General features: G+C 73.0%; 28 protein-coding genes. 22 read left to right on the plus strand and 6 right to left on the minus strand.

The window, feature by feature from the left end:
• Window positions 1-34: 34 nt before the first annotated feature.
• Window positions 35-3,574 (plus strand): DNA polymerase III subunit alpha, encoded by a 3,540-nt coding sequence (gene dnaE, locus ACZ3KJ_RS04715; RefSeq protein WP_467524564.1) that lies wholly within the window; start codon window positions 35-37, stop codon window positions 3,572-3,574.
• Window positions 3,575-3,658: 84 nt separating this feature from the next.
• Here the strand turns inward: dnaE and ACZ3KJ_RS04720 are convergent, their stop codons facing one another.
• Window positions 3,659-3,826 (minus strand): hypothetical protein, encoded by a 168-nt coding sequence (locus ACZ3KJ_RS04720; protein WP_389511561.1) that lies wholly within the window; start codon window positions 3,824-3,826, stop codon window positions 3,659-3,661.
• 224 nt (window positions 3,827-4,050) lie between these two features.
• Between ACZ3KJ_RS04720 and ACZ3KJ_RS04725 the strand changes: the two genes are divergently transcribed.
• From ACZ3KJ_RS04725 to ACZ3KJ_RS04740, 4 genes are all read left to right on the plus strand, one after another.
• Complete coding sequence (locus ACZ3KJ_RS04725; RefSeq protein ID WP_467524566.1) at window positions 4,051-5,265, plus strand: NYN domain-containing protein; 1,215 nt, start codon at window positions 4,051-4,053, stop codon at window positions 5,263-5,265.
• Between the two features lie 108 nt (window positions 5,266-5,373).
• Window positions 5,374-6,348: an ABC transporter ATP-binding protein gene (locus ACZ3KJ_RS04730; protein ID WP_467524812.1), complete on the plus strand. Its 975-nt coding sequence runs from the start codon at window positions 5,374-5,376 to the stop codon at window positions 6,346-6,348.
• 73 nt (window positions 6,349-6,421) lie between these two features.
• On the plus strand, window positions 6,422-7,246 hold the full coding sequence (locus tag ACZ3KJ_RS04735) for an ABC transporter permease (protein ID WP_467524567.1): 825 nt from the start codon (window positions 6,422-6,424) through the stop codon (window positions 7,244-7,246).
• A 34-nt stretch (window positions 7,247-7,280) separates the two neighbouring features.
• Complete coding sequence (locus tag ACZ3KJ_RS04740; RefSeq protein ID WP_467524568.1) at window positions 7,281-7,961, plus strand: AAA family ATPase; 681 nt, start codon at window positions 7,281-7,283, stop codon at window positions 7,959-7,961.
• Window positions 7,962-8,821: 860 nt separating this feature from the next.
• Here ACZ3KJ_RS04740 and ybaK read toward each other — a convergent pair.
• The 4 genes from ybaK to ACZ3KJ_RS04760 form a co-directional block, all read right to left on the minus strand.
• Entirely contained in the window at window positions 8,822-9,325 is a 504-nt protein-coding gene (gene ybaK / locus ACZ3KJ_RS04745; protein ID WP_389511557.1) for a Cys-tRNA(Pro) deacylase, read from the minus strand.
• A 21-nt stretch (window positions 9,326-9,346) separates the two neighbouring features.
• On the minus strand, window positions 9,347-10,087 hold the full coding sequence (locus tag ACZ3KJ_RS04750; RefSeq protein ID WP_467524570.1) for an LON peptidase substrate-binding domain-containing protein: 741 nt from the start codon (window positions 10,085-10,087) through the stop codon (window positions 9,347-9,349).
• Between the two features lie 11 nt (window positions 10,088-10,098).
• Complete coding sequence (locus ACZ3KJ_RS04755; RefSeq protein WP_467524571.1) at window positions 10,099-11,136, minus strand: hypothetical protein; 1,038 nt, start codon at window positions 11,134-11,136, stop codon at window positions 10,099-10,101.
• A 360-nt stretch (window positions 11,137-11,496) separates the two neighbouring features.
• Entirely contained in the window at window positions 11,497-13,074 is a 1,578-nt protein-coding gene (locus tag ACZ3KJ_RS04760; RefSeq protein ID WP_467524573.1) for an oxidoreductase, read from the minus strand.
• Window positions 13,075-13,250: 176 nt separating this feature from the next.
• Here ACZ3KJ_RS04760 and hisD point away from each other — a divergent pair, with 176 nt between their 5' ends.
• From hisD to hisF, 8 genes are read left to right on the plus strand one after another with little or no spacing between them, the layout of a single operon-like run.
• Window positions 13,251-14,576, plus strand: a complete 1,326-nt coding sequence (hisD, locus tag ACZ3KJ_RS04765) for a histidinol dehydrogenase (protein ID WP_467524575.1) — start codon at window positions 13,251-13,253, stop codon at window positions 14,574-14,576.
• Window positions 14,577-14,620: 44 nt separating this feature from the next.
• On the plus strand, window positions 14,621-15,760 hold the full coding sequence (locus ACZ3KJ_RS04770; RefSeq protein ID WP_467524576.1) for a histidinol-phosphate transaminase: 1,140 nt from the start codon (window positions 14,621-14,623) through the stop codon (window positions 15,758-15,760).
• Window positions 15,757-16,350: an imidazoleglycerol-phosphate dehydratase HisB gene (hisB, locus tag ACZ3KJ_RS04775; RefSeq protein ID WP_389511552.1), complete on the plus strand. Its 594-nt coding sequence runs from the start codon at window positions 15,757-15,759 to the stop codon at window positions 16,348-16,350. The genes ACZ3KJ_RS04770 and hisB overlap by 4 nt, the downstream gene beginning before the upstream one ends.
• Window positions 16,347-16,511, plus strand: coding sequence for a hypothetical protein (locus ACZ3KJ_RS04780; protein WP_467524578.1), 165 nt, complete (start codon window positions 16,347-16,349; stop codon window positions 16,509-16,511). The genes hisB and ACZ3KJ_RS04780 overlap by 4 nt, the downstream gene beginning before the upstream one ends.
• Window positions 16,508-17,152: an imidazole glycerol phosphate synthase subunit HisH gene (hisH, locus tag ACZ3KJ_RS04785; protein ID WP_467524580.1), complete on the plus strand. Its 645-nt coding sequence runs from the start codon at window positions 16,508-16,510 to the stop codon at window positions 17,150-17,152. Before ACZ3KJ_RS04780 ends, hisH begins: the two co-directional genes overlap by 4 nt.
• The gene (gene priA / locus ACZ3KJ_RS04790; RefSeq protein ID WP_467524581.1) at window positions 17,149-17,874 is read left to right on the plus strand and encodes a bifunctional 1-(5-phosphoribosyl)-5-((5-phosphoribosylamino)methylideneamino)imidazole-4-carboxamide isomerase/phosphoribosylanthranilate isomerase PriA; all 726 of its coding nucleotides are present in this window, start codon (window positions 17,149-17,151) and stop codon (window positions 17,872-17,874) included. The genes hisH and priA overlap by 4 nt, the downstream gene beginning before the upstream one ends.
• Window positions 17,871-18,287 carry a RidA family protein gene (locus tag ACZ3KJ_RS04795; protein WP_389511548.1) on the plus strand — a complete coding sequence of 139 codons (417 nt, stop codon included), beginning with the start codon at window positions 17,871-17,873 and terminating at the stop codon, window positions 18,285-18,287. Before priA ends, ACZ3KJ_RS04795 begins: the two co-directional genes overlap by 4 nt.
• Entirely contained in the window at window positions 18,284-19,039 is a 756-nt protein-coding gene (gene hisF / locus ACZ3KJ_RS04800; protein ID WP_467524583.1) for an imidazole glycerol phosphate synthase subunit HisF, read from the plus strand. The genes ACZ3KJ_RS04795 and hisF overlap by 4 nt, the downstream gene beginning before the upstream one ends.
• Window positions 19,040-19,158: 119 nt before the next feature.
• On the opposite strand, the gene ACZ3KJ_RS04805 is transcribed toward hisF, so the two are convergent.
• Complete coding sequence (locus tag ACZ3KJ_RS04805; RefSeq protein ID WP_467524585.1) at window positions 19,159-19,794, minus strand: TIGR03085 family metal-binding protein; 636 nt, start codon at window positions 19,792-19,794, stop codon at window positions 19,159-19,161.
• 83 nt (window positions 19,795-19,877) lie between these two features.
• Between ACZ3KJ_RS04805 and hisI the strand changes: the two genes are divergently transcribed.
• The 9 genes from hisI (at window position 19,878) to trpA (ending at window position 26,945) form a co-directional block, all read left to right on the plus strand.
• Entirely contained in the window at window positions 19,878-20,327 is a 450-nt protein-coding gene (gene hisI / locus ACZ3KJ_RS04810; protein ID WP_467524586.1) for a phosphoribosyl-AMP cyclohydrolase, read from the plus strand.
• 11 nt (window positions 20,328-20,338) lie between these two features.
• Entirely contained in the window at window positions 20,339-21,877 is a 1,539-nt protein-coding gene (locus tag ACZ3KJ_RS04815; protein WP_467524587.1) for an anthranilate synthase component I, read from the plus strand.
• A 36-nt stretch (window positions 21,878-21,913) separates the two neighbouring features.
• A complete protein-coding gene (locus tag ACZ3KJ_RS04820) occupies window positions 21,914-22,564 on the plus strand; it encodes a TIGR02234 family membrane protein (RefSeq protein WP_467524588.1) in 651 nt (216 codons plus the stop codon).
• A gap of 240 nt (window positions 22,565-22,804) precedes the next feature.
• Window positions 22,805-23,056, plus strand: a complete 252-nt coding sequence (locus tag ACZ3KJ_RS04825) for an HGxxPAAW family protein (RefSeq protein WP_467524590.1) — start codon at window positions 22,805-22,807, stop codon at window positions 23,054-23,056.
• 95 nt (window positions 23,057-23,151) lie between these two features.
• Window positions 23,152-23,598 (plus strand): DUF2752 domain-containing protein, encoded by a 447-nt coding sequence (locus ACZ3KJ_RS04830; RefSeq protein WP_389511541.1) that lies wholly within the window; start codon window positions 23,152-23,154, stop codon window positions 23,596-23,598.
• A 138-nt stretch (window positions 23,599-23,736) separates the two neighbouring features.
• On the plus strand, window positions 23,737-24,546 hold the full coding sequence (trpC, locus tag ACZ3KJ_RS04835; RefSeq protein WP_467524591.1) for an indole-3-glycerol phosphate synthase TrpC: 810 nt from the start codon (window positions 23,737-23,739) through the stop codon (window positions 24,544-24,546).
• A gap of 21 nt (window positions 24,547-24,567) precedes the next feature.
• On the plus strand, window positions 24,568-24,789 hold the full coding sequence (gene trpM, locus ACZ3KJ_RS04840; RefSeq protein WP_467524593.1) for a tryptophan biosynthesis modulator TrpM: 222 nt from the start codon (window positions 24,568-24,570) through the stop codon (window positions 24,787-24,789).
• A 57-nt stretch (window positions 24,790-24,846) separates the two neighbouring features.
• Entirely contained in the window at window positions 24,847-26,130 is a 1,284-nt protein-coding gene (trpB, locus tag ACZ3KJ_RS04845) for a tryptophan synthase subunit beta (RefSeq protein WP_467524595.1), read from the plus strand.
• On the plus strand, window positions 26,127-26,945 hold the full coding sequence (gene trpA / locus ACZ3KJ_RS04850; protein ID WP_467524596.1) for a tryptophan synthase subunit alpha: 819 nt from the start codon (window positions 26,127-26,129) through the stop codon (window positions 26,943-26,945). The genes trpB and trpA overlap by 4 nt, the downstream gene beginning before the upstream one ends.
• Window positions 26,946-26,963: the final 18 nt, after the last annotated feature.

Consider the following 26,963-nt stretch of genomic DNA (forward strand, 5'->3'; position numbering starts at 1 on the left):
TCCGTCGTCGTCTGTTTCCCTGGGAGGCCCCGCCGTGTCGAAGCCGCCGTTCACGCACCTGCACGTCCACACCCAGTACTCGCTGCTGGACGGTGCCGCGCGGCTGAAGGACATGTTCAACGCGTGCAACGAGATGGGCATGACCCACATCGCCATGTCCGACCACGGCAACCTCCACGGGGCGTACGACTTCTTCCACTCCGCGAAGAAGGCCGGCGTCACCCCGATCATCGGCATCGAGGCGTACGTCGCGCCCGAGTCGCGGCGGAACAAGCGCAAGATCCAGTGGGGCCAGCCGCACCAGAAGCGGGACGACGTCTCCGGTTCGGGCGGCTACACCCACAAGACGATCTGGGCGGCGAACGCCACCGGTCTGCACAACCTCTTCCGGCTCTCCTCCGACGCCTACGCCGAGGGCTGGCTCCAGAAGTGGCCCCGGATGGACAAGGAGACCATCTCCCAGTGGTCCGAGGGGCTCATCGCCTCCACCGGCTGCCCCTCCGGCGAGCTCCAGACCCGGCTGCGGCTCGGCCAGTACGACGAGGCCCTGAAGGCGGCCGCCGACTACCAGGACATCTTCGGCAAGGACCGCTACTTCCTGGAGCTGATGGACCACGGCATCGAGATCGAGCACCGGGTCCGCGACGGTCTGCTGGAGATCGGCAAGAAGCTCGGCATCCCGCCGCTGGTGACCAACGACTCGCACTACACCTACGCGCACGAGGCGACCGCCCACGACGCGCTGCTGTGCATCCAGACCGGCAAGAACCTCTCCGACCCCGACCGCTTCAAGTTCGACGGCACCGGCTACTACCTGAAGTCCACGGACGAGATGTACGCCATCGACTCCTCGGACGCCTGGCAGGAGGGCTGCCGCAACACCCTCCTGGTGGCCGAGCAGATCGACACCACCGGCATGTTCGAGGCGAAGAACCTCATGCCGAAGTTCGACATCCCCGAGGGCTACACCGAGGTCACCTGGTTCAAGGAGGAGGTCCGCCGGGGCATGGAGCGCCGCTTCCCGGGCGGCATCCCCGAGGACCGGCAGAAGCAGGTCGAGTACGAGATGGACGTCATCATCCAGATGGGGTTCCCGGGGTACTTCCTCGTCGTCGCCGACTTCATCATGTGGGCCAAGAACAACGGCATCGCGGTCGGCCCCGGCCGGGGCTCCGCGGCCGGCTCGATCGTCGCCTACGCCATGGGCATCACCGACCTCGACCCGATCCCGCACGGCCTGATCTTCGAGCGGTTCCTCAACCCCGAGCGCGTCTCCATGCCCGACGTCGACATCGACTTCGACGAGCGCAGGCGCGTCGAGGTGATCAGGTACGTGACGGAGAAGTACGGCGCCGACAAGGTCGCCATGATCGGCACCTACGGCAAGATCAAGGCCAAGAACGCGATCAAGGACTCCGCGCGCGTGCTGGGCTACCCGTACGCGATGGGCGACCGCATCACCAAGGCCATGCCCGCCGACGTCCTCGGCAAGGGCATCGACCTCAACGGCATCACGGACCCGTCCCACCCCCGCTACTCGGAGGCGGGCGAGGTCCGGGCGATGTACGAGAACGAACCGGACGTGAAGAAGGTCATCGACACCGCCAAGGGCGTCGAGGGCCTGGTCCGGCAGATGGGTGTGCACGCCGCCGGTGTGATCATGTCCAGCGAGACCATCACCGAGCACGTGCCCGTGTGGGTGAGGCACACCGACGGCGTGACCATCACCCAGTGGGACTATCCGAGCTGTGAGTCGCTCGGCCTGCTGAAGATGGACTTCCTCGGCCTGCGCAACCTCACGATCATGGACGACGCCGTCAAGATGGTGAAGTCCAACAAGGGCATCGACATCGATCTGCTGAGCCTGCCGCTCGACGATCCGACGACCTTCGAACTGCTCCAGCGCGGCGACACCCTCGGCGTCTTCCAGTTCGACGGCGGTCCCATGCGCTCGCTGCTGCGCCTGATGAAGCCCGACAACTTCGAGGACATCTCCGCCGTCTCCGCGCTCTACCGTCCCGGCCCGATGGGCATGGACTCGCACACCAACTACGCGCTCCGCAAGAACAAGCTCCAGGAGATCACCCCGATCCACAAGGAGCTGGAGGAACCCCTCGAAGAGGTCCTGGCCGTCACCTACGGCCTGATCGTCTACCAGGAGCAGGTGCAGAAGGCCGCCCAGATCATCGCCGGCTACTCGCTCGGCGAGGCCGACATCCTCCGCCGCGTGATGGGCAAGAAGAAGCCCGACGAACTGGCGAAGAACTTCACCATCTTCCAGGCCGGCGCCAAGAAGAACGGCTACAGCGACGAAGCGATCCAGGCCCTGTGGGACGTGCTGGTGCCGTTCGCCGGCTACGCCTTCAACAAGGCGCACTCGGCCGCGTACGGCCTGGTCTCGTACTGGACCGCGTACCTCAAGGCGAACCACCCCGCCGAGTACATGGCCGCGCTGCTCACCTCGGTCAAGGACGACAAGGACAAGTCGGCCGTCTACCTCAACGAGTGCCGCCGCATGGGCATCAAGGTGCTCCCGCCGAACGTCAACGAGTCGGTGCACAACTTCGCCGCGCAGGGCGACGACGTGATCCTCTTCGGCCTCGAAGCCGTGCGCAACGTCGGCACCAACGTGGTCGAGTCGATCATCAAGAGCCGCAAGGCCAAGGGCAAGTACGCCTCCTTCCCCGACTACCTCGACAAGGTGGAGGCGGTCGCCTGCAACAAGCGCACCACGGAGTCGCTGATCAAGGCGGGGGCGTTCGACACCCTGGGGCACACCCGCAAGGGGCTCACCGCGCACTTCGAGCCGATGATCGACAACGTGGTGGCCGTCAAGCGCAAGGAGGCCGAGGGCCAGTTCGACCTCTTCGGCGGCATGGGCGAGGAGGAGAGCAGCGAGCCCGGCTTCGGCCTCGACGTCGAGTTCACCACCGAGGAGTGGGAGAAGACGTACCTCCTCGCGCAGGAGCGCGAGATGCTCGGCCTGTACGTCTCCGACCACCCGCTGTTCGGCCTGGAGCACGTGCTGTCCGACAAGGCCGACGCGGGCATCGCCCAGCTCACCGGGGGCGAGCACGCCGACGGCGCGGTCGTCACCATCGGCGGCATCATCTCCGGCCTCCAGCGCAAGATGACCAAGCAGGGCAACGCCTGGGCGATCGCCACCGTCGAGGACCTCGCCGGCTCCATCGAGTGCATGTTCTTCCCGGCGACCTACCAGCTGGTGTCCACCCAACTCGTCGAGGACGCCGTGGTGTTCGTCAAGGGCCGCCTCGACAAGCGCGAGGACGTGCCGCGCCTCGTCGCGATGGAGCTGATGGTCCCGGACCTGTCCACCGCGGGCACCAACGCGCCGGTGATCCTCACCATCCCGGCCGTCAAGGTCACCCCGCCGATGGTCAGCCGCCTCGGCGAGATCCTCACCCACCACAAGGGCGACAGCGAGGTCCGGATCAAGCTCCAGGGCCCGACCAGGACGACCGTGCTGCGCCTGGACCGCCACCGGGTCAAGCCCGACCCGGCACTCTTCGGTGACCTGAAGGTGCTGCTCGGCCCGTCCTGCCTGGCGGGCTGAGCGGACGACACGCGCGAGGGGCGCACCCGGAACCGGGTGCGCCCCTCGGTATCTGCAAGGGCCGCAAAGCCCGTCACCCGGACGCTAGTTGTGACCGAAGCGCTTGCCGCGCCCCTTGCCGTGGGTGACGTCACCGGAGGTCACCTGGGTGGTGCGCTGCTCGTCCTGCGGCTCCAGCGTGGTCTGCTGGGTGCTCTGGCCGGTGCGCTCGGGCTGCGGCTGCTTACGGTCACGGTTCTTGTTCTTGGCCATGGGGATCTGCCTCCTGTTGGGGGTCTAGGGGCCAGGGCCGGATTCAGATTCACATAGGCCGACTTGCCGCGCATGTCGGATAATTACCGTCTGTGACAGGGGTGGTCGGGGTGAACGACGCCGAAACGCCACGCCGAAGATCGAGTTCGGACCGTTAACCTCCGCGCCGTCGGGCAGACTCGAAGCAGGCCCTGAGCAAACCTCCCAGGAAGAGGGTGAGTCGTGTGGACCGCTGCATCGTCCTGGTGGACGCCGGGTATCTGCTGGGGGCCGCCGCGAGTCTCCTCGCCGGAGAGCCGTCGCGGTCCCGGATCACCGTCGACCACGCCGCCCTCGTCCAGGGACTGCGCGAACAGGCCGAGTCCGAGACGCAACGGCCGCTGCTGCGCATCTACTGGTTCGACGGCGCCCCCGACCGCGTCCCCCAGCCCGAGCACCGCAGGCTGCGCGTGATGCCCCGGGTGACCGTCCGGCTGGGCGCCCTGACCCGCAGCGACGGCCGCTGGGCGCAGAAGGGCGTCGACGCCGCCATGCACGCCGAACTGACCGAGCTGGCCCGCAACCGCGCCTGCTCCGACGTCGTCCTCGTCACCGGCGACGGCGATCTGCTGCCCGGCATGATGGCCGCCAAGGAGCACGGCGTCGCCGTCCACCTGTGGGCCGTCCAGGCCGCCGACGGCGACTACAACCAGTCCGAGGACCTCGTCGCCGAGGCCGACGAACGGCGCGTCCTGGACCGGACGTGGATCACCAAGGCCGTCCGCGCCAAGGACCTCGGCGGGATCTGCGCGCCGCCGCCCGTGCCCCGCCCCGAGATCGCCGCGATCCTCTCCGCGCCGCTGCCCGACTCCGGGCTCGGCCACACCGACGGCCGGCCGTCCGAGGAGAGCGACCACGCACCCGCGGCCCCCGCCGACGCACCGCGGGAACGCGTCCCCGCCCCCAAGGGCGTCCCCACCCCGAAGGACCTCGCCGCGCTGCGCGCCCCCGGCCCGCAGGCCGTCCAGCACCCCACGACCGCCACCCTGCGCTGGTCCTCCGACAAGGGCTGGGTCGACCGGCCCGGCGTCGCCGCCGAACCCTCCGAGGCCGCCACGATGCCCACCCTCGCCCAGCTCACCACCGCCGAGCAGCGGTGGGCCGACCGGGAGGAGGACATCACCACCGTCGGCGGCGACCCGTACGAGGTGGGGCAGGTCTTCGCCCGGCGGTGGACGGAGCGGCTCGGCGACCAGAGCCACCTCCAGAAGCTCTCCGGGATGTATCCGCGCATCCCCCACCGCATCGACGGCGAGCTGCTGCGGTACGCGGCCCGCTTCGGCCTGCTCGCCCACAAGGACGACCAGATCGACGAGCACGACCGCTACGCCATCCGGGCGGGTTTCTGGCGGGAGGTCGACGTGCGCACGGGTGCCGAGCACGCGCCCGCCGGGGACTGAACGGGGCACTCGGGACGCCCCCCGACGCGAGCGGCGGCCGCCGACCCCTTAGTCTCGTCCTTTGTGAGTACGCGCGCGGCACCGGCAGTCCGGCCCAGGGGCGAGGTCGTGTGTGCCGTGCGCGGCCTGACCAAGACCTACCCGGCGGTACGGGCCCGGCGCGGCACCCCCGCCACCCCCGAGGTACGCGCCACCGACGACGTACGGCTGGAGGTCCGGCGCGGGGAGATCTTCGGGCTGCTCGGGCCGAACGGGGCCGGCAAGTCCACCCTGGTCCGGCAGGTGACCGGGCTGATGCGGCCCGACACGGGCAGTGTGGAGATCCTCGGGCACGACATCGTGCGCCACCCCGAGCGGGCCGCGCGCATCCTCGCCTACCTCGGCCAGGAGTCCACCGCCCTCGACGAGCTCACCGTCTCCCTCGCCGCCGAGACCACCGCACGTCTGCGCGGCCTCGACGTACGGCAGGCGCGCCGGGAGCGGGACGCGGTGCTCGACGAGCTCGGGCTGACCCCGATCGCCGGGCGGCCGCTGCGCAAGCTCTCCGGCGGGCAGCGGCGGCTCGCCTGCTTCGCGACCGCCCTGGTGGGGGAACGGCCGCTGCTGGTGCTGGACGAGCCGACCACGGGCATGGACCCCGTCGCCCGGCGGGCCGTGTGGTCCGCCGTGGACCGGCGGCGCGCCGAGCGCGGCACGACCGTCCTGCTCGTCACCCACAACGTCATCGAGGCCGAGACCGTGCTCGACCGGGTCGCCGTCATCGACCGGGGCCGGGTCATCGCCTGCGACACGCCCGCCGGGCTCAAGGAACAGGTCGCGGGCGAGGTACGGGTGGAGCTGGTGTGGCGGGAGCGGGCACCGCTGGACGTGCCCGAGGTCGCCGCGCTGCGGGAGCGCGCCGTGGAGTCCGGGCGGCGCTGGACGCTGCGGCTGGCCCCCGAGGAGGCCCGCGCGGTCGTCGCCACCGTCACCGGCGGCGCCGCCTTCGCCGCGCTCGACGACTTCACCCTGGCGACGCCGAGCCTGGAGGACGTCTATCTGGCGCTGGGCGGCGCCGCGGGACAGGGACTGGTGAGGGCGTGAGCGCGACGGCCACCGCATCCGTACCGAACAGGACGACTGACGGAGTGAACTCCGAGAGGGAGAGCAACGCGACGTGAGTGTCGTACCCGCAGAGGTTCTGCCGGGCGGCGTCCGGGCCGTGGACGAGCCGCCGGTCCGGGAGGCGGCCGAGCTCGGGCCGCGTGCCCGGCTGTGGCCGTCGCTGGTCGCCGTGTACCGGGCGCAGCTGTCCCGCGCGCGCGTGGCACGCATCCCGCTGCTGTTCGTCGCGACGTTCCAGTCGGTCGGCATCCTGATCATGATGCGGGGGGTCGTGGACGGCGGGCGCGAGGCGGAGGCCGTGGTGGCCGGCTCGGCGGTCCTCGTCGTCGCCTTCGTCGCGCTGAACCTGCTCGCGCAGTACTTCGGGCAGCTCCGGGCGAGCGGGGGGCTGGACCACTACGCGACGCTTCCCGTGCCGCCCGCGGCCGTGGTGCTGGGCGCGGCCGGCGCGTACGCCTCCTTCACCGTGCCGGGGACGCTGGTGACGGCCGTCTTCGGGTGCGTGCTGTTCGGTCTGCCGCTGACCCACCTGTGGGTGCTCGCGGCGGTGATCCCGCTGGCGGGCGCCGCGCTGTCCGGGCTCGGCGCGGCCTTCGGGCTGCTCGCGCCCCGTCCGGAGCTGGCCACCGTGCTGGGGCAGCTGGGCATGTCGGCGGCGCTGCTCCTCGGCGTGCTGCCGCCCGACCGGATGCCGGAGCCGGTGCGCTTCACCCGTGACCTGCTGCCGTCGACGTACGGCGTCGAGGCCTTCGCGCGGACCTTCCGGCCGAGCCCCGACTGGGCGTTCGTCCTCGGCGACCTCGCGGTCTGCGCGGGTGTCGGCGTCGTCTCGCTGGCCGTCGCCACCTGGGCCTACCGCCGGGCCGCCGTCCGGTGACGCGCCGCCGGGGCGGGCCTGGCACGATGTCAGGGTGACCGCACCGCTGACCCCGCCGCCGCCCCCGCACGAACCCTCCCCGCACCAGGCCTGGCCGCCGGCGCCGGGCGGCCACCCGGGTGCGGCCGGGCCGCCCGCCGCGTACGGCCAGGACGGGCCCGGGATGAGGACCGAGGTGCGGGAAGCCGCCCTGGTCACCGCGCTGGTCACGCTCGCCGGCGTGCTGCTCGGCCTGCTGTGGGTGTGGCTCGCGCCGCGGGTGCCGCTGGTGGGGGACGTGGTGGACGGCGACTGGGTCGTCTACCTCAAGGACAGCGAGGGCGAGCAGGCCATCGGCGTGGACGGCACGTTCACGCTGCTGGCGCTGGCCTGCGGCGCCGTGAGCGCGCTGGCCGTGTTCGCGTGGCGGCGGCGCGGCGGCGTGCCGCTGGTGGTGGGGCTGGCCCTGGGCGGTCTGCTCGGCTCGCTCCTGGCCTGGCGCCTGGGCGTCTGGCTGGGCCCCGCCGACGACGTCCTCGCCCAGGCGAAGGAGGCGGGCAAGGGCGTGACGTTCTCGGCCCCCCTCGAACTGGGCGCGAAGAGCGCGCTCCTGACCTGGTCGGTCGCCGCACTGCTGGTCCACCTCGGCCTCCTGGCCCTGTTCGGCCCGCGCGACCCGGAGCCCTGCGCCGGCCAGGGACCGTACCCGAAGCCGCACCAGGGACCGCCCGCGTAAGGGCTGGACGCCGACCGGGCGCCCAGGGGGGACCTTCGGCGGCGGGACGCGCTGCGCGGACGCGCGCTGTGCGGACGCCCCGGAGGACGCCGGCCGGCCGGGGCGTCCGGCCGCCCGCGTGGCCGGGACGCCCGGCGGCGCGGCTGCCCGGGCGGACGCCTGGGGTACGCGTGCCCGGTCGGAGGCCTGGGGTACGCCGTGCCCGGTCGGAGGCCTGGGTGGAGGACCGGCCGGCGGTACGGCGGGCCGTCGTGGCCGCCGCGGCGGGTCATCATGGGTGGGCTCGGTAGCGGCCGACAGCCGCTGTCGGTCAGCCGAGTCGCGACCCGGGCCGAGACCGCTCGGCCGGCCTGTCCGGCAGGACGTCTTCCGGTGCCCGTCCGGAAGGGACGGCCCCGTCCGGCGGTGTCGCGGGGCGTGAACTGCGCCGCCTCGGCGTCGGCGACCGCGCGACGGCCGAACTGCTGCGGCTGGGTCGGCTCGGCCCACTGCTCGTCCTCGACGACCTGCGCGGCGGCCGCTGCCGCGGTGCACGGGCGGGCCCGGCGCCACGTCGGCGGCCACCGCCCGGCAGCCGTGCCTCGCCGGGCCCGTGCCGACGCCGTGCCGAGCCGGGCCCGTGCCGACGCCGTGCCGAGCCGGGCCCGTGCCGACGCCGTGCCGAGCCGGGCCCGTGCCGACGCCGAGCCTGTGCCGTGCCGGCGGCCGCGTCCAGCACGGGCAGCCCGCCCGACGTGCCGAGCCCGCTCGGACAGCGCGTTGCGGGCGTTTCGCAGAGCCGGGCCCGTGCCAGGGCTGCCGGGCCCGTGCCAGGGCCGGGCGGGTCCAGGGCCAGGACCGGGGGCGGGCGTCGGTGGGGGTCAGGGGCGGCCGACGGGGGCCAGGATCGCTGTGGTGAGGGTGGCCAGGTCGGTGGGGGACAGTTCGACCTCCAGGCCGCGCCGGCCCGCCGAGACGCAGATGGTGGCGTGCGCGCTCGCGGAGTCGTCGAGGACCGTGGGGAGCTTCTTGCGCTGGCCCAGCGGTGAGATGCCGCCGCGGACGTAGCCGGTGGTGCGTTCCGCGAGGGTCGGGTCGGCCATGGCCGCCCGCTTGCCGCCGACCGCCGACGCGAGGGCCTTCAGGTCCAGGGAACCGGCGACCGGCACCACCGCCACGGTCAGGGTGCCGTCGACGTCCGCGACGAGGGTCTTGAACACCCGGTCGGGGGAGACGCCCATCGCCTCGGCCGCCTCCTCGCCGTAGGAGGGGTGGCTCGGGTCGTGGTCGTAGGCGTGGACCGTGAAGTCCACGCCCGCGGCCGTCAGGGCCACCGTGGCGGGCGTGCCGCCGGACTGCTGCTGCTTCTTCGACTTCTTCGCCATGCGGGCCTTCTGGTGGTGACGTCAGTTGAGACTGGTGGGCCCGCGCGTGAGGTCGGCCGCGGGCAGCGAGGGCAGGCTACGGAGGATGGCCGTCTCCGTGCGCAGGAGTTTCAGCTCGTCGCGCAGCCGGGAGGCGGTGTCCGGGGCCTGGAGCAGCCGTTGCTTGGCCGGCGTGTCCAGCATCATCGCGGCCGCCACCAGGTACGAGACCACCGATGGCTCGTCGGGGAGGTCCGCCCCCGTCGACAGCGACCGCTCCCGCGCGCCCGCCAGCCGTTTCTGGTACTTGCGGAAAGCCCGCAGCACCCCCTCCGCGAGCGCGCCCGCCCCGTCGCCGGGCTCCTCCGGGAGCTCCTCCAGCTCCGCCGTCAGATACGGCCCGGAGGCGTCCACCGACAGCAGCCGCACCCGGGTCGTGCCGGTCGCCAGCACCTCGAAGGTGCCGTCGGACCGCTCGCGGATCGTCGCCGCGTCGGCGACGCACCCGAACCCGTGGAACGCCTTGGCCGGGTCGTCGCCGAAGCCGGCCGCCGGCCCCCGCCGGGGCAGTGCCGTGGGATCGGGCATGCCCGGTGCGCTGGGCGCCACCTCATGGCCGTCGCGGATCGCCACGACGGCGAACCGGCGGGGTTCCTCCTCGGGGGACTTGAGCAGATCGCGCATCAGGGCGCGATAACGCTCCTCGAAGACGCTGAGCGGGAGCACGAGCCCCGGGAACAGCACCGTGTTCAGGGGGAAGAGCGGCAGCCGGACGGTGGTCACGGCGCAGAAGCCTAGTGGTCCCCGGGGCGGGCCGGTTCCCCGTGCCCGTTCCGTGGATGCCCCAGGGCCTGCCAGGGCACCCCCGAGCACACGCCCTCGCGCACCGCCAGGAAGTGCCCCAGCGGGTCGTCGGACAGCCGTCCCCAGGGGAAGGACGTGGCGTACGGGCCGATCAGCCGCAGCTGGGCGAGGGCGTCGTCGCGCCGGTCGAGACGGACCAGGACGTACGTCAGCAGGTTGCGGATCTCCGCCGGCCAGGGGTCGGCGGCCGGGAAGCGGGCGGAGAGGTCGACGGCCCGGTCGGCGGCCGCCTCCAGGCGCTCGCGCGGCACCTGGGGCCCGCAGCCGTCGGTGAGGTAGGCGAAGGCGGCCCGCGCCGGCAGCGCCTGCACCAGGGAGCCCGCGGGCGCGTCCTGCGCGGCGCGGTCGGCGAAGTCGAAGCACTCGCGGTGGGAGCCGTGCCAGGACTCGGCCAGATAGCGCTTGGCGGCGACATGGCAGCCGTAGTGGTGCGGGGCGCGGCGCACCGCGGCCGCCCACAGTTCCTCGAAGTACTTGTGCCCGGCGTTCGCCCCGCGCGCGTGGTCCAGGGCGATCCGCCACGGCACGGGGTCGCCGATGTCGCTCTGCGCGGCCGCCGTGATCAGCGGGCTGACCTCGCGCAGCAGCTCCGCCCGGGCGGGCGAGCGCCAGGCGCGGTCCACCGCGAGCTGGGCGGCGACCAGCAGCACGTCCGGGTCGCGCGGGGCGGCGGCGCGCCACAGCTCGAACCACTCGGGGCGGGCGTCGGCGAAGGCGGCCAGGCGGGTGGCGTACCGGTCGCGGTACTCCCACTCGGCCCGCTCGCGGGTGCCGGCGAGCAGGGCGGCGGCGGCCCGGTACCCGCCCCGAGCGGCCTCGACCAGCGCGGGTCCGAGCCGGTCGTCGGGCACGTCGAGGAGCACCTCGTCGTCGGCCGGGAGCCCCGCGACGGGGTGGGGGGCGGCGGACCGCGCCGGCCGGGACGCGGCCGTCCGGGAGGCGCGGTGGAAGGGGGGCAGCAGAGCCATGGTTTCGCCATTGAAAAGCCGCTGGTGGGCAGAGCGCCAGGGGGTAAGGCGAACCTGTGGAAAGTTGTGCGTCCCCAGGTCAAGGACAGGTAAAAGGTAACTGTTCGGCAACTGTTCACCGGCCGGTGTTCCCCGCCGTCCACCGGCCGTGGCTCCGCTACCTGCGGCATCAGCCGGAAGCCGGAAGCCGGAGGCCGGAGGCCGGAGGCCGGAGGCCGGGAGCCGGGAGCCGGGAGCCGGGAGCCGGGAGCCGGGAGCCGGGAGCCGGGAGCCGCGATCCGGGAGCGGGAAGCCGCACGCCGCAACCCGGAAGCTGCAATCCGCAAGCCAGAAGAGCGCCCCCGTCACCGGTCCCCCCGGTCACCCCCGCCGCAGCATCCGCGTCGCCCCCGCCGCCACCGTCGTCGCCAGCGTCCAGCCCAGCAGGATCATCGCCGCCTGCACCCACTGCCAGCCGCCGTACAGCCGCCACTGGCCGGCCTGCCCCAGGTCGATGACGGGCAGCAGCAGGTCGAGGGCGAAGAGCGCCGGGTTCCAGGGCGGGTGCCCCTCGCGGTTGACCGGGGGATGGTCGGCGTGCGCGAAGGCCAGCGAACCCGCCGCCCACAGCACCGCCATCCACACCGCCGCCCGGCCGGGCCGGTACCCGTAGGCCACCGTCCAGTCCTGCGCGTACCCCCAGAGCTTCGCGGCCGGCGGCAGGGTCTCGCGGCGGCGGCGCTGCTTGGCGAGCAGCACCTCGCGGGCGTCCTCGTCCTCCCCGCCCGTCCGCAGCACCGCCGCCAGCCGCTCGTACGGCTCCGGGTTGTACTCGGCGGTCGCGGCGGCCACCCACTCCAGCCGCTCCGCCAGCGGGAACGGGCCCTGCGGCACCACGTTCTCGTAGCCGAAGCCGCCCATGTGCAGGTTGCCGGGCCCCGGCCAGGCGCTCGCCCGGTCCACCAGGTTGACCACCCGCGCACCCGACAGCACCACCTTGCCGCGCCGCGGCCCCTCCCCGAGGAAGCGCAGCTCGGGGGTCTGCACCCGGCGCAGCGACAGCTCCTGCTCGTCGGTGAGGTCGAACCGGGCCCGCTCCAGGTCGACGGCGTCCCCGAACCGCCCGTCGTCCAGCCGGATCCCGCCCCGGCACTCGAAGCGCTGGACGCGTGTCCCGCGCGCGGGTGTCGTGCCGCTCAGCGCGTGGCCGCCGATGCCCGCGGGGGTGAGGTACAGGGAGCGCTCGACGGTCAGCTGGGGCGCGTTGAGCGCGAACCGGGTGTACGGGTTGACCAGCCGCGCCCCGCGCAGGCTCAGCGACACGCCGATCTTGGCGCTGCGCAGCCGCAGCTCGCCGTGCGATTCGAGCAGCTCGGCCTGGAGGTCCTGGCCGACGGTCAGGCCGTCGGCGGAGACCGAGCGGCCGGTGCGGTCGCGGTAGACGATCGCCTGGTTCAGCATCAGGTCCGTGCCGATGTGCGCGTCGGTGAGCCGGACGCCGTTGTGGAAGCGGCAGCGGGGCAGGTGCAGGTCGCCCTCCGTCTGGAGCCGGGCCGCCTCCAGCCGCGGGACCGAGCAGTCCACCATGCGCAGGGTCGTCACCCGCGCCTCCGGCAGCAGCACGTCCTGCTCGAACCGGCAGCGCTTCATCTCGACGTACGGCACCACCGTGCCGCCCGCCACGTCGAGCGTGCCGCTGATCTGCACGCCGACCAGCTTCAGGGAGGAGACCCGGCCCGCGAGCGCGGGCGGTCCGTCCAGCAGCAGCCAGGCCACGATCCGCGCCCGCACGGTCCGCGCCGCGCCCCAGGGATGCCCGCCGTGCGGGTCGTCGACGACCGTGTCCCCGCTGCTCAGGTCGTACACGCTGCCGTTGCGGAAGGCCTGCCACATGCCGGCCTCGGCGGCGGTCAGATCCTCCGGCACGTCCCCGGTGCGGACGCCGGCCCCCTCGGTCACGCTGTTCCGTCCCTCCTGCCGCCCGTCGGCTCACGGGTTTCGCACGACCGTTCATGCCCGCTGGGTGACGTCACGAACGCTAACCGTGAAGGGGATCTTCCGAATCCGGCCACGATGTGTATCAGCCACTGATACGCGCGACCGACCTCCGATGCCGGTCTGAGAGAATTGACGACGTGATCTCCCGAATCGATCTGCGCGGCGACGCCCTCCCCGAGGGACCCGCCCTGCGCGACCTGCTGCCCCGAGCCGACTTCGACGTCTCGGCCGCCCTCGAGAAGGTGCGTCCGATCTGCGAGGCCGTGCATCATCGGGGCGACGCGGCGCTGATCGACTTCGCGGAGAAGTTCGACGGCGTCCGCCTCGACCAGGTCCGGGTCCCCGCCGAGGCCCTCACCCGCGCCCTGGAGGAACTCGACCCGGCCGTGCGCGCCGCCCTCGAGGAGTCCATCCGCCGCGCCCGCCTCGTCCACCGCGCGCAGCGCCGTACCACCCACACGACCCAGGTCGTGCCCGGTGGCTCGGTCACCGAGAAGTGGGTGCCCGTCGAGCGGGTCGGCCTGTACGCGCCGGGCGGCCGGTCGGTCTACCCGTCCTCCGTCGTCATGAACGTCGTGCCCGCGCAGGAGGCCGGCGTCGGGTCCATCGCCCTCGCCTCCCCGGCGCAGGCCGACTTCGGGGGCCTCCCGCACCCGACGATCCTCGCCGCCTGCGCCCTGCTCGGCGTCGACGAGGTCTACGCGGCCGGCGGCGCCACCGCCGTCGCGATGTTCGCGTACGGCACCGAGTCCTGCCCGCCCGCCGACATGGTCACCGGGCCCGGCAACATCTGGGTCGCCGCCGCCAAGCGCTACTTCACCGGCAAGATCGGCATCGACGCCGAGGCCGGCCCCACCGAGATCGCGGTCCTCGCGGACTCCACGGCCGACCCGGTGCACGTCGCCTCCGACCTGATCAGCCAGGCCGAGCACGACCCGCTGGCCGCCGCCGTCCTGGTCACCGACTCCGCCGAGCTCGCGGACGCGGTCGAGAAGGAGCTGGAGCCGCAGGTCGCGGCCACCAGGCACATCGACGACCGGATCGTGCCGGCCCTCAAGGGCAAGCAGTCCGCGATCGTGCTCGTCGACGGCGTCGACGAGGGCCTGCGCGTGGTCGACGCCTACGGCGCCGAGCACCTGGAGATCCAGACGGCCGACGCCGCGGCCGTGGCCGACCGGGTGAAGAACGCGGGCGCGATCTTCATCGGCCCCTGGGCGCCGGTGTCGCTGGGCGACTACGCGGCCGGGTCCAACCACGTCCTGCCCACCGGCGGCTGCGCCTGCCACTCCTCCGGCCTGTCCGTCCAGTCCTTCCTGCGCGGCATCCACATCGTGGACTACACGCGGGAGGCGCTGGCCGAGGTCGCGCACCACGTGGTGACCCTGGCGGAGGCGGAGGACCTGCCCGCGCACGGCGCGGCGATCAAGGCACGGTTCGGGTGGAAGGTACCGACGAGCAAGTGAGCTTCGGAAACGACGAGCAAGTGAGCGCCGGAAGCGACGGGCAAGTGAGCTTCGGAATCGACGATCTGCCCGTACGGGACGAGCTGCGCGGCAAGTCCCCCTACGGCGCGCCCCAGCTGGACGTCCCCGTACGGCTGAACACCAACGAGAACCCCTACCCGCTGCCCGAGCCGCTGGTCGAGCGGATCGCGGAGCGGGTGCGCGAGGCGGCCCGCAACCTCAACCGCTACCCGGACCGGGACGCGGTGGAGCTGCGCACCCAGCTCGCCCGCTACCTGACGGACACGTCCGGCCACCAGGTCGGCCTGGACAATGTCTGGGCGGCCAACGGCTCCAACGAGGTCATCCAGCAGCTGTTGCAGACCTTCGGCGGACCGGGCCGCACGGCCATCGGCTTCGAGCCCTCCTACTCGATGCACGGGCTCATCGCCCGCGGCACCGGCACCGGATGGATCTCCGGACCGCGCCACGAGGACTTCACCATCGACCTCGCGGCGGCCGAGAAGGCGCTCGCGGAGCACCGCCCGGACGTCGTCTTCATCACCACCCCCAACAACCCCACCGGCACCGCCGTCCCCGGCGAGACCGTCGTCGCGCTGTACGAGGCGGCCCAGGCCGCCAAGCCGTCGATGGTGATCGTGGACGAGGCGTACATCGAGTTCAGCCACGGCGACTCGCTGCTGCCGCTGCTCGAAGGTCGGCCGAATCTCGTCGTCTCGCGGACGATGTCGAAGGCCTTCGGCGCGGCCGGCCTGCGCCTCGGCTATCTCGCCGCGCACCCGGCCGTGGTGGACGCCGTCCAGCTGGTCCGGCTGCCGTACCACCTGTCGGCCGTCACCCAGGCGACCGCGCTGGCCGCCCTGGAGCACACCGACACGCTGCTGAAGTACGTCGAGCAGCTGAAGGCCGAGCGCGACCGGCTGGTCGCCGAACTGCTCGCGCTCGGCTACGAGGTGACCGCCTCGGACGCCAACTTCGTGCAGTTCGGCCGGTTCGCCGACGCGCACGCCGTCTGGCGGAAGATCCTCGACCGGGGCGTGCTGGTCCGGGACAACGGCGTGCCCGGGTGGCTGCGGGTCACCGCCGGAACCCCCGAAGAGAACGACGCGTTCCTCGACGCGGTCCGTGAACTGACGAGCTTTGTGGGGACCACCCCCACACCCCCGAAGGAGCAGAGCGCATGAACCGCGTGGGACGCGTGGAGCGAGTGACCAAGGAGACCTCGGTCCTCGTCGAGATCGACCTCGACGGCACCGGCAAGGTCGACGTGGCGACCGGGGTCGGCTTCTACGACCACATGCTCGACCAGCTCGGCCGGCACGGCCTGTTCGACCTCACCGTGAAGACCGAGGGCGACCTGCACATCGACTCGCACCACACCATCGAGGACACCGCCCTCGCCCTGGGCGCCGCCTTCAAGCAGGCCCTCGGCGACAAGGTGGGCATCTACCGCTTCGGCAACTGCACGGTCCCGCTGGACGAGTCCCTCGCCCAGGTCACCGTCGACCTCTCCGGCCGCCCGTACCTCGTGCACACCGAGCCCGAGAACATGGCGCCGATGATCGGCGAGTACGACACCACGATGACCCGGCACATCCTGGAGTCCTTCGTCGCCCAGGCCCAGATCGCGCTGCACGTGCACGTGCCCTACGGGCGCAACGCGCACCACATCGTGGAGTGCCAGTTCAAGGCGCTGGCCCGGGCCCTGCGCTACGCCTCGGAGCGCGACCCGCGCGCGGCGGGCATCCTGCCCTCCACGAAGGGCGCCCTGTGAACGGTCTGTCGACCATCCTGATCGTCGTCGGCCTCTTCCTGGCCGGCGGCATCATCTCCTTCGTCAAGCAGGAGATGCCCAAGAGCCTGATCGTGCTGCTCTCGATCGCCGCCGCGATGTGTCTCGTGGCGGGCGTCATGCGGCTGGAGGTGTGGAATTGAGCGCCGTGAACAAGAAGGTCGTCGTCTTCGACTACGGCTTCGGCAACGTCCGCTCCGCCGAGCGCGCCCTCGCGCGGACCGGCGCCGAGGTCGAGATCACCCGTGACTTCGACCAGGCCATGAACGCCGACGGCCTGCTGGTGCCGGGCGTCGGCGCCTTCGCCGCCTGCATGAAGGGCCTGCGCGGCGCGCGCGGCGACTGGATCATCGACCGGCGGCTGTCCGGCGGCCGCCCGGTGATGGGCATCTGCGTCGGCATGCAGATCCTCTTCGCGCGCGGCATCGAGCACGGCGTGGAGACCGAGGGCCTCGACGAGTGGCCCGGCGCGGTCGAGCCGCTCCAGGCCGAGATCGTCCCGCACATGGGCTGGAACACCGTGGAGGCCCCGGCCGACACCGAGCTGTTCGCCGGCCTGGACGCGGACGCGCGCTTCTACTTCGTGCACTCCTACGCCGTCCACGACTGGTCCCTGGAGTCGCACAACCCGGCGATCCGGGCCCCCAAGGTGACCTGGTCGACGCACGGCAAGCCGTTCGTGGCCGCCGTGGAGAACGGCGCCCTGTGGGCCACGCAGTTCCACCCCGAGAAGTCCGGCGACGCCGGAGCCCAGCTCCTCACCAACTGGATCGGAACCCTGTGAGCAAGCTCGAACTCCTCCCCGCCGTCGACGTCCGCGACGGCCAGGCCGTCCGCCTCGTGCACGGCGAGTCCGGCACCGAGACCTCCTACGGCTCCCCGCTGGAGGCCGCCCTCGCCTGGCAGCGGTCCGGCGCCGAATGGCTGCACCTGGTCGACCTGGACGCCGCCTTCGGCACCGGCGACAACCGGCAGCTGATCGCCGAGGTCGCCGGGGCGATGGACATCAAGGTCGAACTGTCCGGCGGCATCCGCGACGACGACACCCTCGCCGCGGCCCTGGCCACCGGCTGCACCCGGGTCAACCTCGGCACGGCCGCCCTGGAGACCCCGGAGTGGGTCGCCAAGGTCATCGCCGAGCACGGCGACAAGATCGCCGTCGGCCTCGACGTGCGCGGCACCACCCTGCGCGGCCGCGGCTGGACCCGCGACGGCGGCGACCTCTACGAGACGCTGGAGCGCCTCAACAAGGAGGGCTGCGCCCGCTACGTGGTGACCGACATCGCCAAGGACGGCACCCTCCAGGGCCCCAACCTGGAGCTGCTGCGCACCGTCTGCGCGGCGACCGACCGCCCGGTCGTGGCCTCCGGCGGCGTGTCGTCCCTCGACGACCTGCGCGCCATCGCCGAGCTGGTGCCCCTCGGTGTCGAGGGCTCCATCGTCGGGAAGGCGCTGTACGCGAAGGCGTTCACCCTGGAAGAGGCCCTGGAGGCTGTGTCGTCATGACGTCCGAAGCCGTGCGGCGCGTGCAGAGCGGAAATCCCTGGGAAGAGACTTTCGGTTTCGCACGCGCCGTCGCGGCGGGCGACCGTGTGCTGGTGGCGGGCACGACGGCCTTCCGGGGCGAGGTGCTGTACGGGGAGGGCGACCCGTACGAACAGGCCAGGGTGGCCTTCACCGGCGCGCTCGAGGCGATCGCCGAGTTCGGTCTGGGGCCCGGGTCCGTGATCAGGACCCGGATGCATCTGGCGCATTCGCGGGACGTCGATGCGGTGGGCCGGGCCCACAAGGAGTTCTTCGACGCCGTACGCCCGGCCGCGACCCTGCTGGTCGTGGAGGGGTTCATCGATCCGCGCGTCCTGGTCTCGGTGGAACTCGAAGCTTATAGAGGACATTCAGAAGGAGCCGCGCAGTCATGAGCCTGGCAGTCCGAGTCATCCCCTGCCTGGACGTGGACAACGGCCGGGTCGTCAAGGGCGTCAACTTCCAGAACCTGCGGGACGCGGGCGACCCCGTCGAGATGGCCAAGGTGTACGACGCCGAGGGCGCCGACGAACTGACGTTCCTGGACATCACCGCCTCGTCGGGCAACCGCGAGACCACCTACGACGTGGTCCGCCGCACCGCCGAACAGGTGTTCATCCCGCTCACCGTCGGTGGCGGGGTGCGCACCCCCGAGGACGTCGACAAGCTGCTGCGGGCCGGCGCCGACAAGGTGGGCGTCAACACGGCCGCCATCGCCCGCCCGGAACTGATCAAGGAGATCGCCGAGCGGTTCGGCAGCCAGGTGCTGGTGCTCTCGGTGGACGCACGGCGCACGGAGTCGGGATCCTTCGAGGTGACCACCCACGGCGGCCGGCGCGGCACCGGCATCGACGCCGTCGAATGGGCGCACCGGGCGGCCGAACTGGGCGCCGGCGAGATCCTGCTCAACTCGATGGACGCCGACGGCACCAAGGACGGCTACGACCTGGAGATGATCAGCGCCGTCCGCAAGCACGTGACGGTCCCGGTGATCGCCTCCGGCGGCGCCGGCCGGCTCGCGGACTTCCCGCCGGCCGTCGAGGCGGGCGCGGACGCCGTCCTGGCCGCCTCCGTCTTCCACTTCGGGGACCTGCGGATCGGCGAGGTCAAGCAGACGCTGCGGGAGGCGGGCCGCCCGGTGCGGTGACGCCCCGCCGGCGCCACGAGGACCCGAGCCGGGCCCCGGTCACCCGGTGACCGGCTCCGTCGTCCGTCCGCCCCACGCGCGGGAGACGCGTACGTCCCCGCACCGGCCGCCCGGCCCCCTCAGATCCCGAGCTGCTTGCCGCTGCTCAGCTTCTCGACGGCGTCCGCGTCGCCGGCCAGGTCCACCTGGGCGGCGCTCTGCCGGCCGTACAGGAGCAGCAGCAGCTCGGACGGCTCGCCCGTCGCGGTCACCACCGGCGTGCCGCGGTTGGCGACCGCCGTACGCCCGTCCGGGCGACGCAGGACCAGACCGGTCGGCGTGCTGCGGCCCATCAGCCGGGCCGTGCGCTCCAGCCGGGACCACAGGGCGTCCTGGAAGACCGGATCCAGCTCGCGGGCCGTCCACCCCGGCTGGGCACGGCGGACGTCCTCGGTGTGGACGTAGAACTCGACCGTGTTCGACACCTCGTCGATCTGCTTGAGCTGGAACGGCGAGAAGCGCGGCGGGCCGGTACGGATCAGCTGGATCAGCTCCTCGTACGGCTTGGCGGCGAACTCCTCCATCGCCCTGTCCAGCCGGGACGCGAGCTGCTTGATCAGCAGGCCCCCGGCGGCGTCCGGCCGGCGCTCGCGCACCACCACGTGCGCGGCGAGGTCACGGGTCCGCCAGCCCTCGCAGAGGGTCGGGGCATAGGGACCCAGCGCCTCCAAGAGGTCGGCGAGCAGAAGCCGTTCACGCTTGGCGAAAGTCGACATGCGGTCAGCCTACGACCGCGTAGGAGGTCCGGACAGTGGACACGGCCCGGGCGCTGCCGGTGCCGCGCGGCACAATGGCACACATGACCAGCACGCCCCAGCCCAGCGCTCTCGCCCCGGAGATCGCCGCGCGTCTCAAGCGCAGCCCCGACGGGCTCGTCCCCGCCATCGCCCAGCAGTACGACACCGGTGAGGTGCTCATGCTCGGCTGGATGGACGACGAGGCGCTGCACCGCACCCTGACGACCGGCCGCTGCACCTACTGGTCGCGCAGCCGCGGCGAGTACTGGGTCAAGGGCGACACCTCCGGCCACTTCCAGTGGGTCAGGTCCGTCGCCCTCGACTGCGACGCCGACACCGTGCTGGTCAAGGTCGACCAGGTCGGCGCCGCCTGCCACACCGGAGCCCGCACCTGCTTCGACGCCGACGTACTGCTCGGCGAAGGCGAAGGCGAACGCGAAGGCGAACGCGAAGGCCGGGACCAGGGCCGGGGCGACGCCGCCGGTTCCGGCGCACCCGCCTCGGATCAGTAAGGTCAGCCGCCATGGACCTCGAGACGTTCCGCAAGCTGGCCGGCGACCGCCGTGTCATCCCCGTCACCCGCAAGCTGCTCGCCGACGGCGACACCCCGGTCGCGCTCTACCGCAAGCTCGCCGCCGAGCGCCCCGGCACCTTCCTGCTGGAGTCCGCGGAGAACGGCCGCACCTGGTCCCGCTACTCCTTCGTGGGCGTCCGCAGCGCGGCCACCCTCACCGCCCGCGACGGCCGGGCCCACTGGCTCGGCGCCCCGCCCGTCGGCGTCCCCACGGACGGCGATCCCCTCGCCGCCCTGCGCGCCACCCTCGAGGCCCTGCACACCCCCCACCAGGAGGGCCTGCCGCCCTTCACCGGCGGCATGGTCGGCTACCTCGGCTACGACATCGTGCGCCGCCTGGAGAAGATCGGCCCCGGAGACCGGGACGACCTGCGGCTGCCCGAGCTCACCATGCTCCTCACCAGCGACCTCGCCGTCATGGACCACTGGGAGGGCTCCGTCCTGCTGATCGCCAACGCGATCAACCACAACGACCTCGACACCGGCGTCGACGAGGCGTACGCGGACGCGGTCGCCCGCCTCGACGCCATGGAGGCCGACCTCGGCCGCGCGGTCGTCCAGCCCCCCGCCGTCCTGCCGCCCTCCGAACTGCCCGAGTACACCGCCCTGTGGGGCGGCCCCGACTACCAGGAGGCCGTCGAGGACATCAAGGAGCGCATCCGCGCGGGCGAGGCCTTCCAGGTGGTCCCCTCCCAGCGGTTCGAGACACCGTGCTCGGCGAGCGCCCTGGACGTCTACCGGGTCCTCAGGGCCACCAACCCCTCCCCGTACATGTACCTCTTCCGCTTCGACGGCTTCGACGTCGTCGGCTCCTCCCCGGAGGCCCTGGTCAAGGTCGAGGACGGGCGGGCCATGGTGCACCCCATCGCCGGGACCCGGCACCGCGGGGCGACCCCGCGGGAGGACCAGGCCCTCGCCGACGAACTGCTCGCCGACCCCAAGGAGCGCGCCGAGCACCTCATGCTCGTCGACCTCGGCCGCAACGACCTCGGACGGGTCTGCGAACCCGGCTCGGTCGAGGTCGTCGACTTCATGTCCATCGAGCGGTACTCCCACGTCATGCACATCGTCTCCACGGTGACCGGCCGGGTCGCACCGGGCCGCACCGCCTTCGACGTCCTCACCGCCTGCTTCCCCGCGGGCACCCTCTCCGGTGCCCCGAAGCCGCGCGCCATGCAGATCATCGACGAGCTGGAGCCGTCCCGGCGCGGCCTCTACGGCGGCTGCGTGGGCTACCTGGACTTCGCCGGCGACTCCGACACCGCCATCGCCATCCGCACCGCCCTGCTGCGCGACGGCACCGCCTACGTCCAGGCCGGCGCGGGCGTCGTCGCCGACTCCGACCCGGCCGCCGAGGACCAGGAGTGCCGCAACAAGGCGGCGGCGGTCCTGCGCGCGGTGCACACCGCCAACCGGCTGGGACGGCAGGGCGCTTCGGGGACGCCGGCGGGCGGGACGTCCCAGGGCGATGGGGCGCGCGTCACGTGAACCCCGGGTGACGGTTCGCCCGGGGTTCAGGCGATAGTGGAGTACGTGACTGCTGTACCTCACCCCCGTGCCCAAGCCGCCGCCCCCGCCCGGTCCGGCCGCCGGAGCCTCGCCCTCGCCCTGCTGTGCGGTGCGCTGGGCGCGGCCGTGGCCCTGCTCTCCACCCGGCAGCGCTGGTCGGCGGGCACGGCGACGGTGGCCGGCGGCGCCTTCCCCCTGACCGCCAAGGGCAGCGACGTCACCGGCGTCCCCGCGGCGCTCGCCATAGTGGGCCTCGCCGCGCTCGTCGCCGTCTTCGCCGTCCGCAGGGCCGGCCGCCTCGCCGTCTCCGGCCTGCTGGCGCTCTCCGGCGCGGGCATCGTCGCCGCCGCCGTGCTCGGCGCCTCCGACAGCTCCGCGCTCGACGAGAAGGCGGCCCAGGCCTCCGGCGACACCTCCGCCACCGTCGCCTCGCTCACCCACACCGCCTGGCCGTACGCCGCGGCCGCGGGCGGCGTCCTGATCCTCCTGGCCGGCCTGCTCGCCCTGCGCTACGGCCGGCTGTGGCCCGCCATGTCCGGCCGGTACGAGCGCGGCGGCGCCCCCCGCCCCCGGCGCACGGCCCGGCCCGTCGACCCCGACCGGCCCGAGGAGATGTGGAAGGCACTGGACCGGGGCGAGGACCCCACGGGCACGGACCCGGCCTGACCGGCCCGACCCTCCGCCGGCCGGTCCCGCTCCCGGTGGGCTGCACAAGACGGTGGGCTGCGCCGGACGGTGGGCTGCACCGGACGGTGTGGTGCATCGGACGGTGTGGTGAATCAGACGCCCCCGGGACACCACCCCCGGGCACGGCCCGCCCCCCACGTACGGGACAATGGACCACGAGCCTCCGGCTCGCGCACGTACACCACGTACGCAACACAGACAGCAACGAGGAGCAAAGTCATGGCGGGCAGCAGCCACGGACACACCCCGGCCGCCTGGACCGGTGTCATCATCGCCTTCATCGGTTTCTGCGTCGCGGGCGCGTTCATGGTCATGGCCGAGCCGCTCGGCTTCTGGGCCGGCATGGTGATCGTGCTGCTCGGCGGTGTCGTCGGTGGTGTGATGCGCACCATGGGCCTGGGCCAGCCGAAGCAGGCGCAGTCGGCGCACCGGGTGACGGCCACGCGCGAGCCGGCGACCGCCGAGGGCTGAGCCCGCCGTACGACCACGCCCGTGGGGCGGCCGGCGCACCGAGCGAGGTGCGCACCGGCCGCCCCACGCGCGCGTGCGGCCCCGGGCGGGGCACAATGCGAGACGTGCACCCCGACCGCCAGAGCGTGACACCGCCCGCCCCGGGGACCGTCCTGGGACGGCTCGCCGTGCCCGCCGGCCTCCTCGCGGCCGTCGCCGGGGCCTTCGCGTACGTCGGAGCCGTCGACCCCAACGAGCCCGGCCACTACCCGGTCTGCCCGCTGCTGAGCGTCACGGGCCTGTACTGCCCCGGCTGCGGCGGTCTGCGCAGCGCGCACGCCTTCGCGCACGGCGACCTGGTGACCGCCCTGCACGCCAACGCGCCGGCCGTCGCCGCCTACGTGGCCTTCGCCGTGCTGTGGACCGTCTGGGTGGTCCGCGCGGCCCGCGGACGCCCGCCGCGCCTCGACCCGCGGCCGGTGCACCTGTGGTCGCTGGGCGCGTTGCTGCTGGTCTTCACGGTGGTCCGGAACCTGCCGTTCGGCGGCTGGCTGCACCCGTGACCACCGGGCGCCGCGTCCACGAGGTGGGACCGGCGTCAACCGGATGCGAGGCCTTCGCCCTCCTCCGGATACCATCGCAGTGACCACGGTTTCCACTGGTCGCCGCAACTGCCAACCGTCTGGAAGGGGGCCGCTCGCGTGAGTGTGCTCGACGAGATCATCGACGGAGTCCGTGCCGACCTCGCGGAGCGGCAGGCGCGGGTGAGCCTCGACGAGCTCAAGGAGCGCGCGGCGAAGGCCCGCCCCGCCAAGGACGGTGTCGCCGCGCTGAAGGGCGACGGCGTCAAGGTGATCTGCGAGGTCAAGCGCTCCAGCCCCTCCAAGGGCGCGCTGGCCGCGATCGCCGACCCGGCCGGGCTGGCCGCGGACTACGAGGCGGGCGGCGCGGCCGTCATCTCCGTCCTCACCGAACAGCGCCGCTTCGGCGGCTCCCTCGCCGACCTCGAGGCGGTCCGCGCGCGCGTGGACATCCCCGTCCTGCGCAAGGACTTCATCGTCACCTCGTACCAGCTGTGGGAGGCCCGCGCCTACGGCGCCGACCTCGCGCTGCTGATCGTGGCGGCCCTGGAGCAGCCCGCCCTCGAGTCGCTGATCGAGCGCGCCGTCTCCATCGGCCTCACCCCGCTCGTCGAGGTCCACGACGAGGACGAGGTCGAGCGGGCGGTGGACGCCGGCGCGAAGATCATCGGCGTCAACGCGCGCAACCTGAAGACCCTGGAGGTCGACCGGGGCACGTTCGAGCGCGTCGCCCCCGAGATCCCGGACCACATCGTCAAGGTCGCCGAGTCCGGCGTGCGCGGCCCGCACGACCTCATCGCCTACGCCAACGCCGGCGCCGACGCGGTCCTGGTCGGCGAGTCCCTCGTCACCGGCCGCGACCCGAAGACCGCGGTCGCCGACCTGGTCGCGGCGGGGGAGCACCCCGCGCTCCGGCACGGCCGCGGCTGATCTCCCGCTAGGCTTGGCCCGATGACTCCGACGCCCCCCGCCCCGGCCACGGACCGGTACGCCCGCCTCGCGCGCGGCTGCCGCCCCCGTGGCTGCCGCGCGCCCGCGCGGCGGGTGCACGGCCGGCGGGTCCGCTACGTCATCGGGGACGAACCCGGGCAGGTCAACGGGCGGCGATGGCAGCGCCCCGTAAGGGGCGCGGGGAACTGCGCGATCGACCACGGACGGCCTGCGGCCGTCTGACGAGCCCCGCCCCCACGGCGAAGGTGTCATTTTCCGCACTCACCGTGAGGTTTCCGCATGCCCAGCGAGTTCTTCATCCCCGACCCCGAGGGTCAGGTCCCCGACCCCGAAGGCTACTTCGGCGCCTTCGGCGGCAAGTTCATCCCGGAGGCCCTCGTCGCCGCCGTGGACGAGGTCGCCGTCGAGTACGACAAGGCGAAGCACGACCCCGAGTTCGCCCGCGAGCTCGACGACCTGCTGGTGCACTACACCGGCCGGCCCAGCTCCCTCACCGAGGTGCCCCGGTTCGCCGAGCACGCCGGCGGCGCCCGGGTCTTCCTCAAGCGCGAGGACCTCAACCACACCGGCTCCCACAAGATCAACAACGTGCTCGGCCAGGCGCTGCTCACCCGGCGCATGGGCAAGACGCGCGTGATCGCGGAGACCGGAGCCGGCCAGCACGGCGTCGCCACCGCCACCGCCTGCGCCCTCTTCGGGCTCGAGTGCACCATCTACATGGGCGAGATCGACACGCAGCGCCAGGCGCTGAACGTGGCCCGCATGCGCATGCTCGGCGCCGAGGTCGTCGCGGTGAAGTCCGGCAGCCGCACGCTCAAGGACGCCATCAACGAGGCCTTCCGCGACTGGGTCGCCAACGTCGACCGCACCCACTACCTGTTCGGCACCGTCGCCGGCCCGCACCCGTTCCCGGCCATGGTCCGCGACTTCCACCGCGTGATCGGCGTCGAGGCCCGCCGCCAGATCCTGGAGCGCGCCGGACGCCTGCCCGACGCGGCCGTCGCCTGCGTCGGCGGCGGCTCCAACGCCATCGGCCTCTTCCACGCCTTCATCCCCGACACCGGCGTACGCCTCATCGGCTGCGAACCGGCCGGGCACGGCGTCGAGACCGGCGAGCACGCGGCGACCCTCACCGCCGGCGAGCCCGGCATCCTGCACGGCTCCCGCTCCTACGTCCTCCAGGACGACGAGGGCCAGATCACCGAGCCGTACTCCATCTCCGCCGGTCTGGACTACCCGGGCATCGGCCCGGAGCACTCCTACCTGAAGGACTCCGGCCGCGGCGAGTACCGCGCCGTCACCGACGACGCGGCCATGCAGGCCCTGCGCCTGCTGTCGCGCACCGAGGGCATCATCCCGGCCATCGAGAGCGCCCACGCGCTGGCCGGCGCCCTGGAGGTCGGCCGGGAGCTGGGCGAGGACGGCCTGATCGTGGTCAACCTGTCCGGCCGCGGCGACAAGGACATGGACACGGCCGCCCGCTACTTCGGCCTGTACGACACCGACGCCGAGGTCGCCGAGGACGCCACCGGCACCGCCGAGATCGAGGGGGACGCCAAGTGAGCGGCACCATCCACCTGCTGTCCGACACCCTCGCCGCCGCCAGGGCCGAGGGCCGCTCCGCCCTCATCGCCTACCTCCCGGCCGGGTTCCCGACCGTCGACGGCGGCATCGAGGCGATCAAGGCCGTCCTGGACGGCGGCGCCGACATCGTCGAGGTGGGGCTGCCGCACAGCGACCCCGTCCTCGACGGCCCGGTCATCCAGACCGCCGACGACATCGCCCTGCGCGGCGGAGTGCGGATCGCCGACGTCATGCGCACGGTCCGCGAGGCCCACCGGGCCACCGGGAAGCCGGTGCTCGTGATGACGTACTGGAACCCCATCGACCGCTACGGCGTCGAGCGCTTCACCGCCGAGCTGGCCGAGGCGGGCGGCGCGGGCTGCATCCTGCCCGACCTGCCCGTGCAGGAGTCGGCGCTGTGGAGGGAACACGCCGACAAGCACGACCTCGCGACGGTCTTCGTCGTGGCCCCCAGCAGCAAGGACGAGCGGCTCGCGCAGATCACCGCGGCGGGCAGCGGCTTCGTCTACGCCGCCTCGCTGATGGGTGTCACCGGTACCCGCGAGTCCGTCGGAGCGCAGGCCCAGGACCTGGTCGGACGCACCCGCGCCACCGGCACCGAGCTGCCGGTCTGCGTCGGCCTCGGCGTCTCCAACGCCGAGCAGGCGGCCGAGGTCGCCGGCTTCGCCGACGGCGTGATCGTCGGTTCCGCCTTCGTCAAGCGGATGCTGGACGCGCCGGACCACGCGGCCGGCCTGGACGCCGTCCGCGCGCTCGCGGGCGACCTCGCCAAGGGCGTGCGCGGGCAGGCGTAGCCGACGGCCGCCGGGGCG

The organism is Streptomyces sp. NPDC003248, from assembly GCF_055563235.1.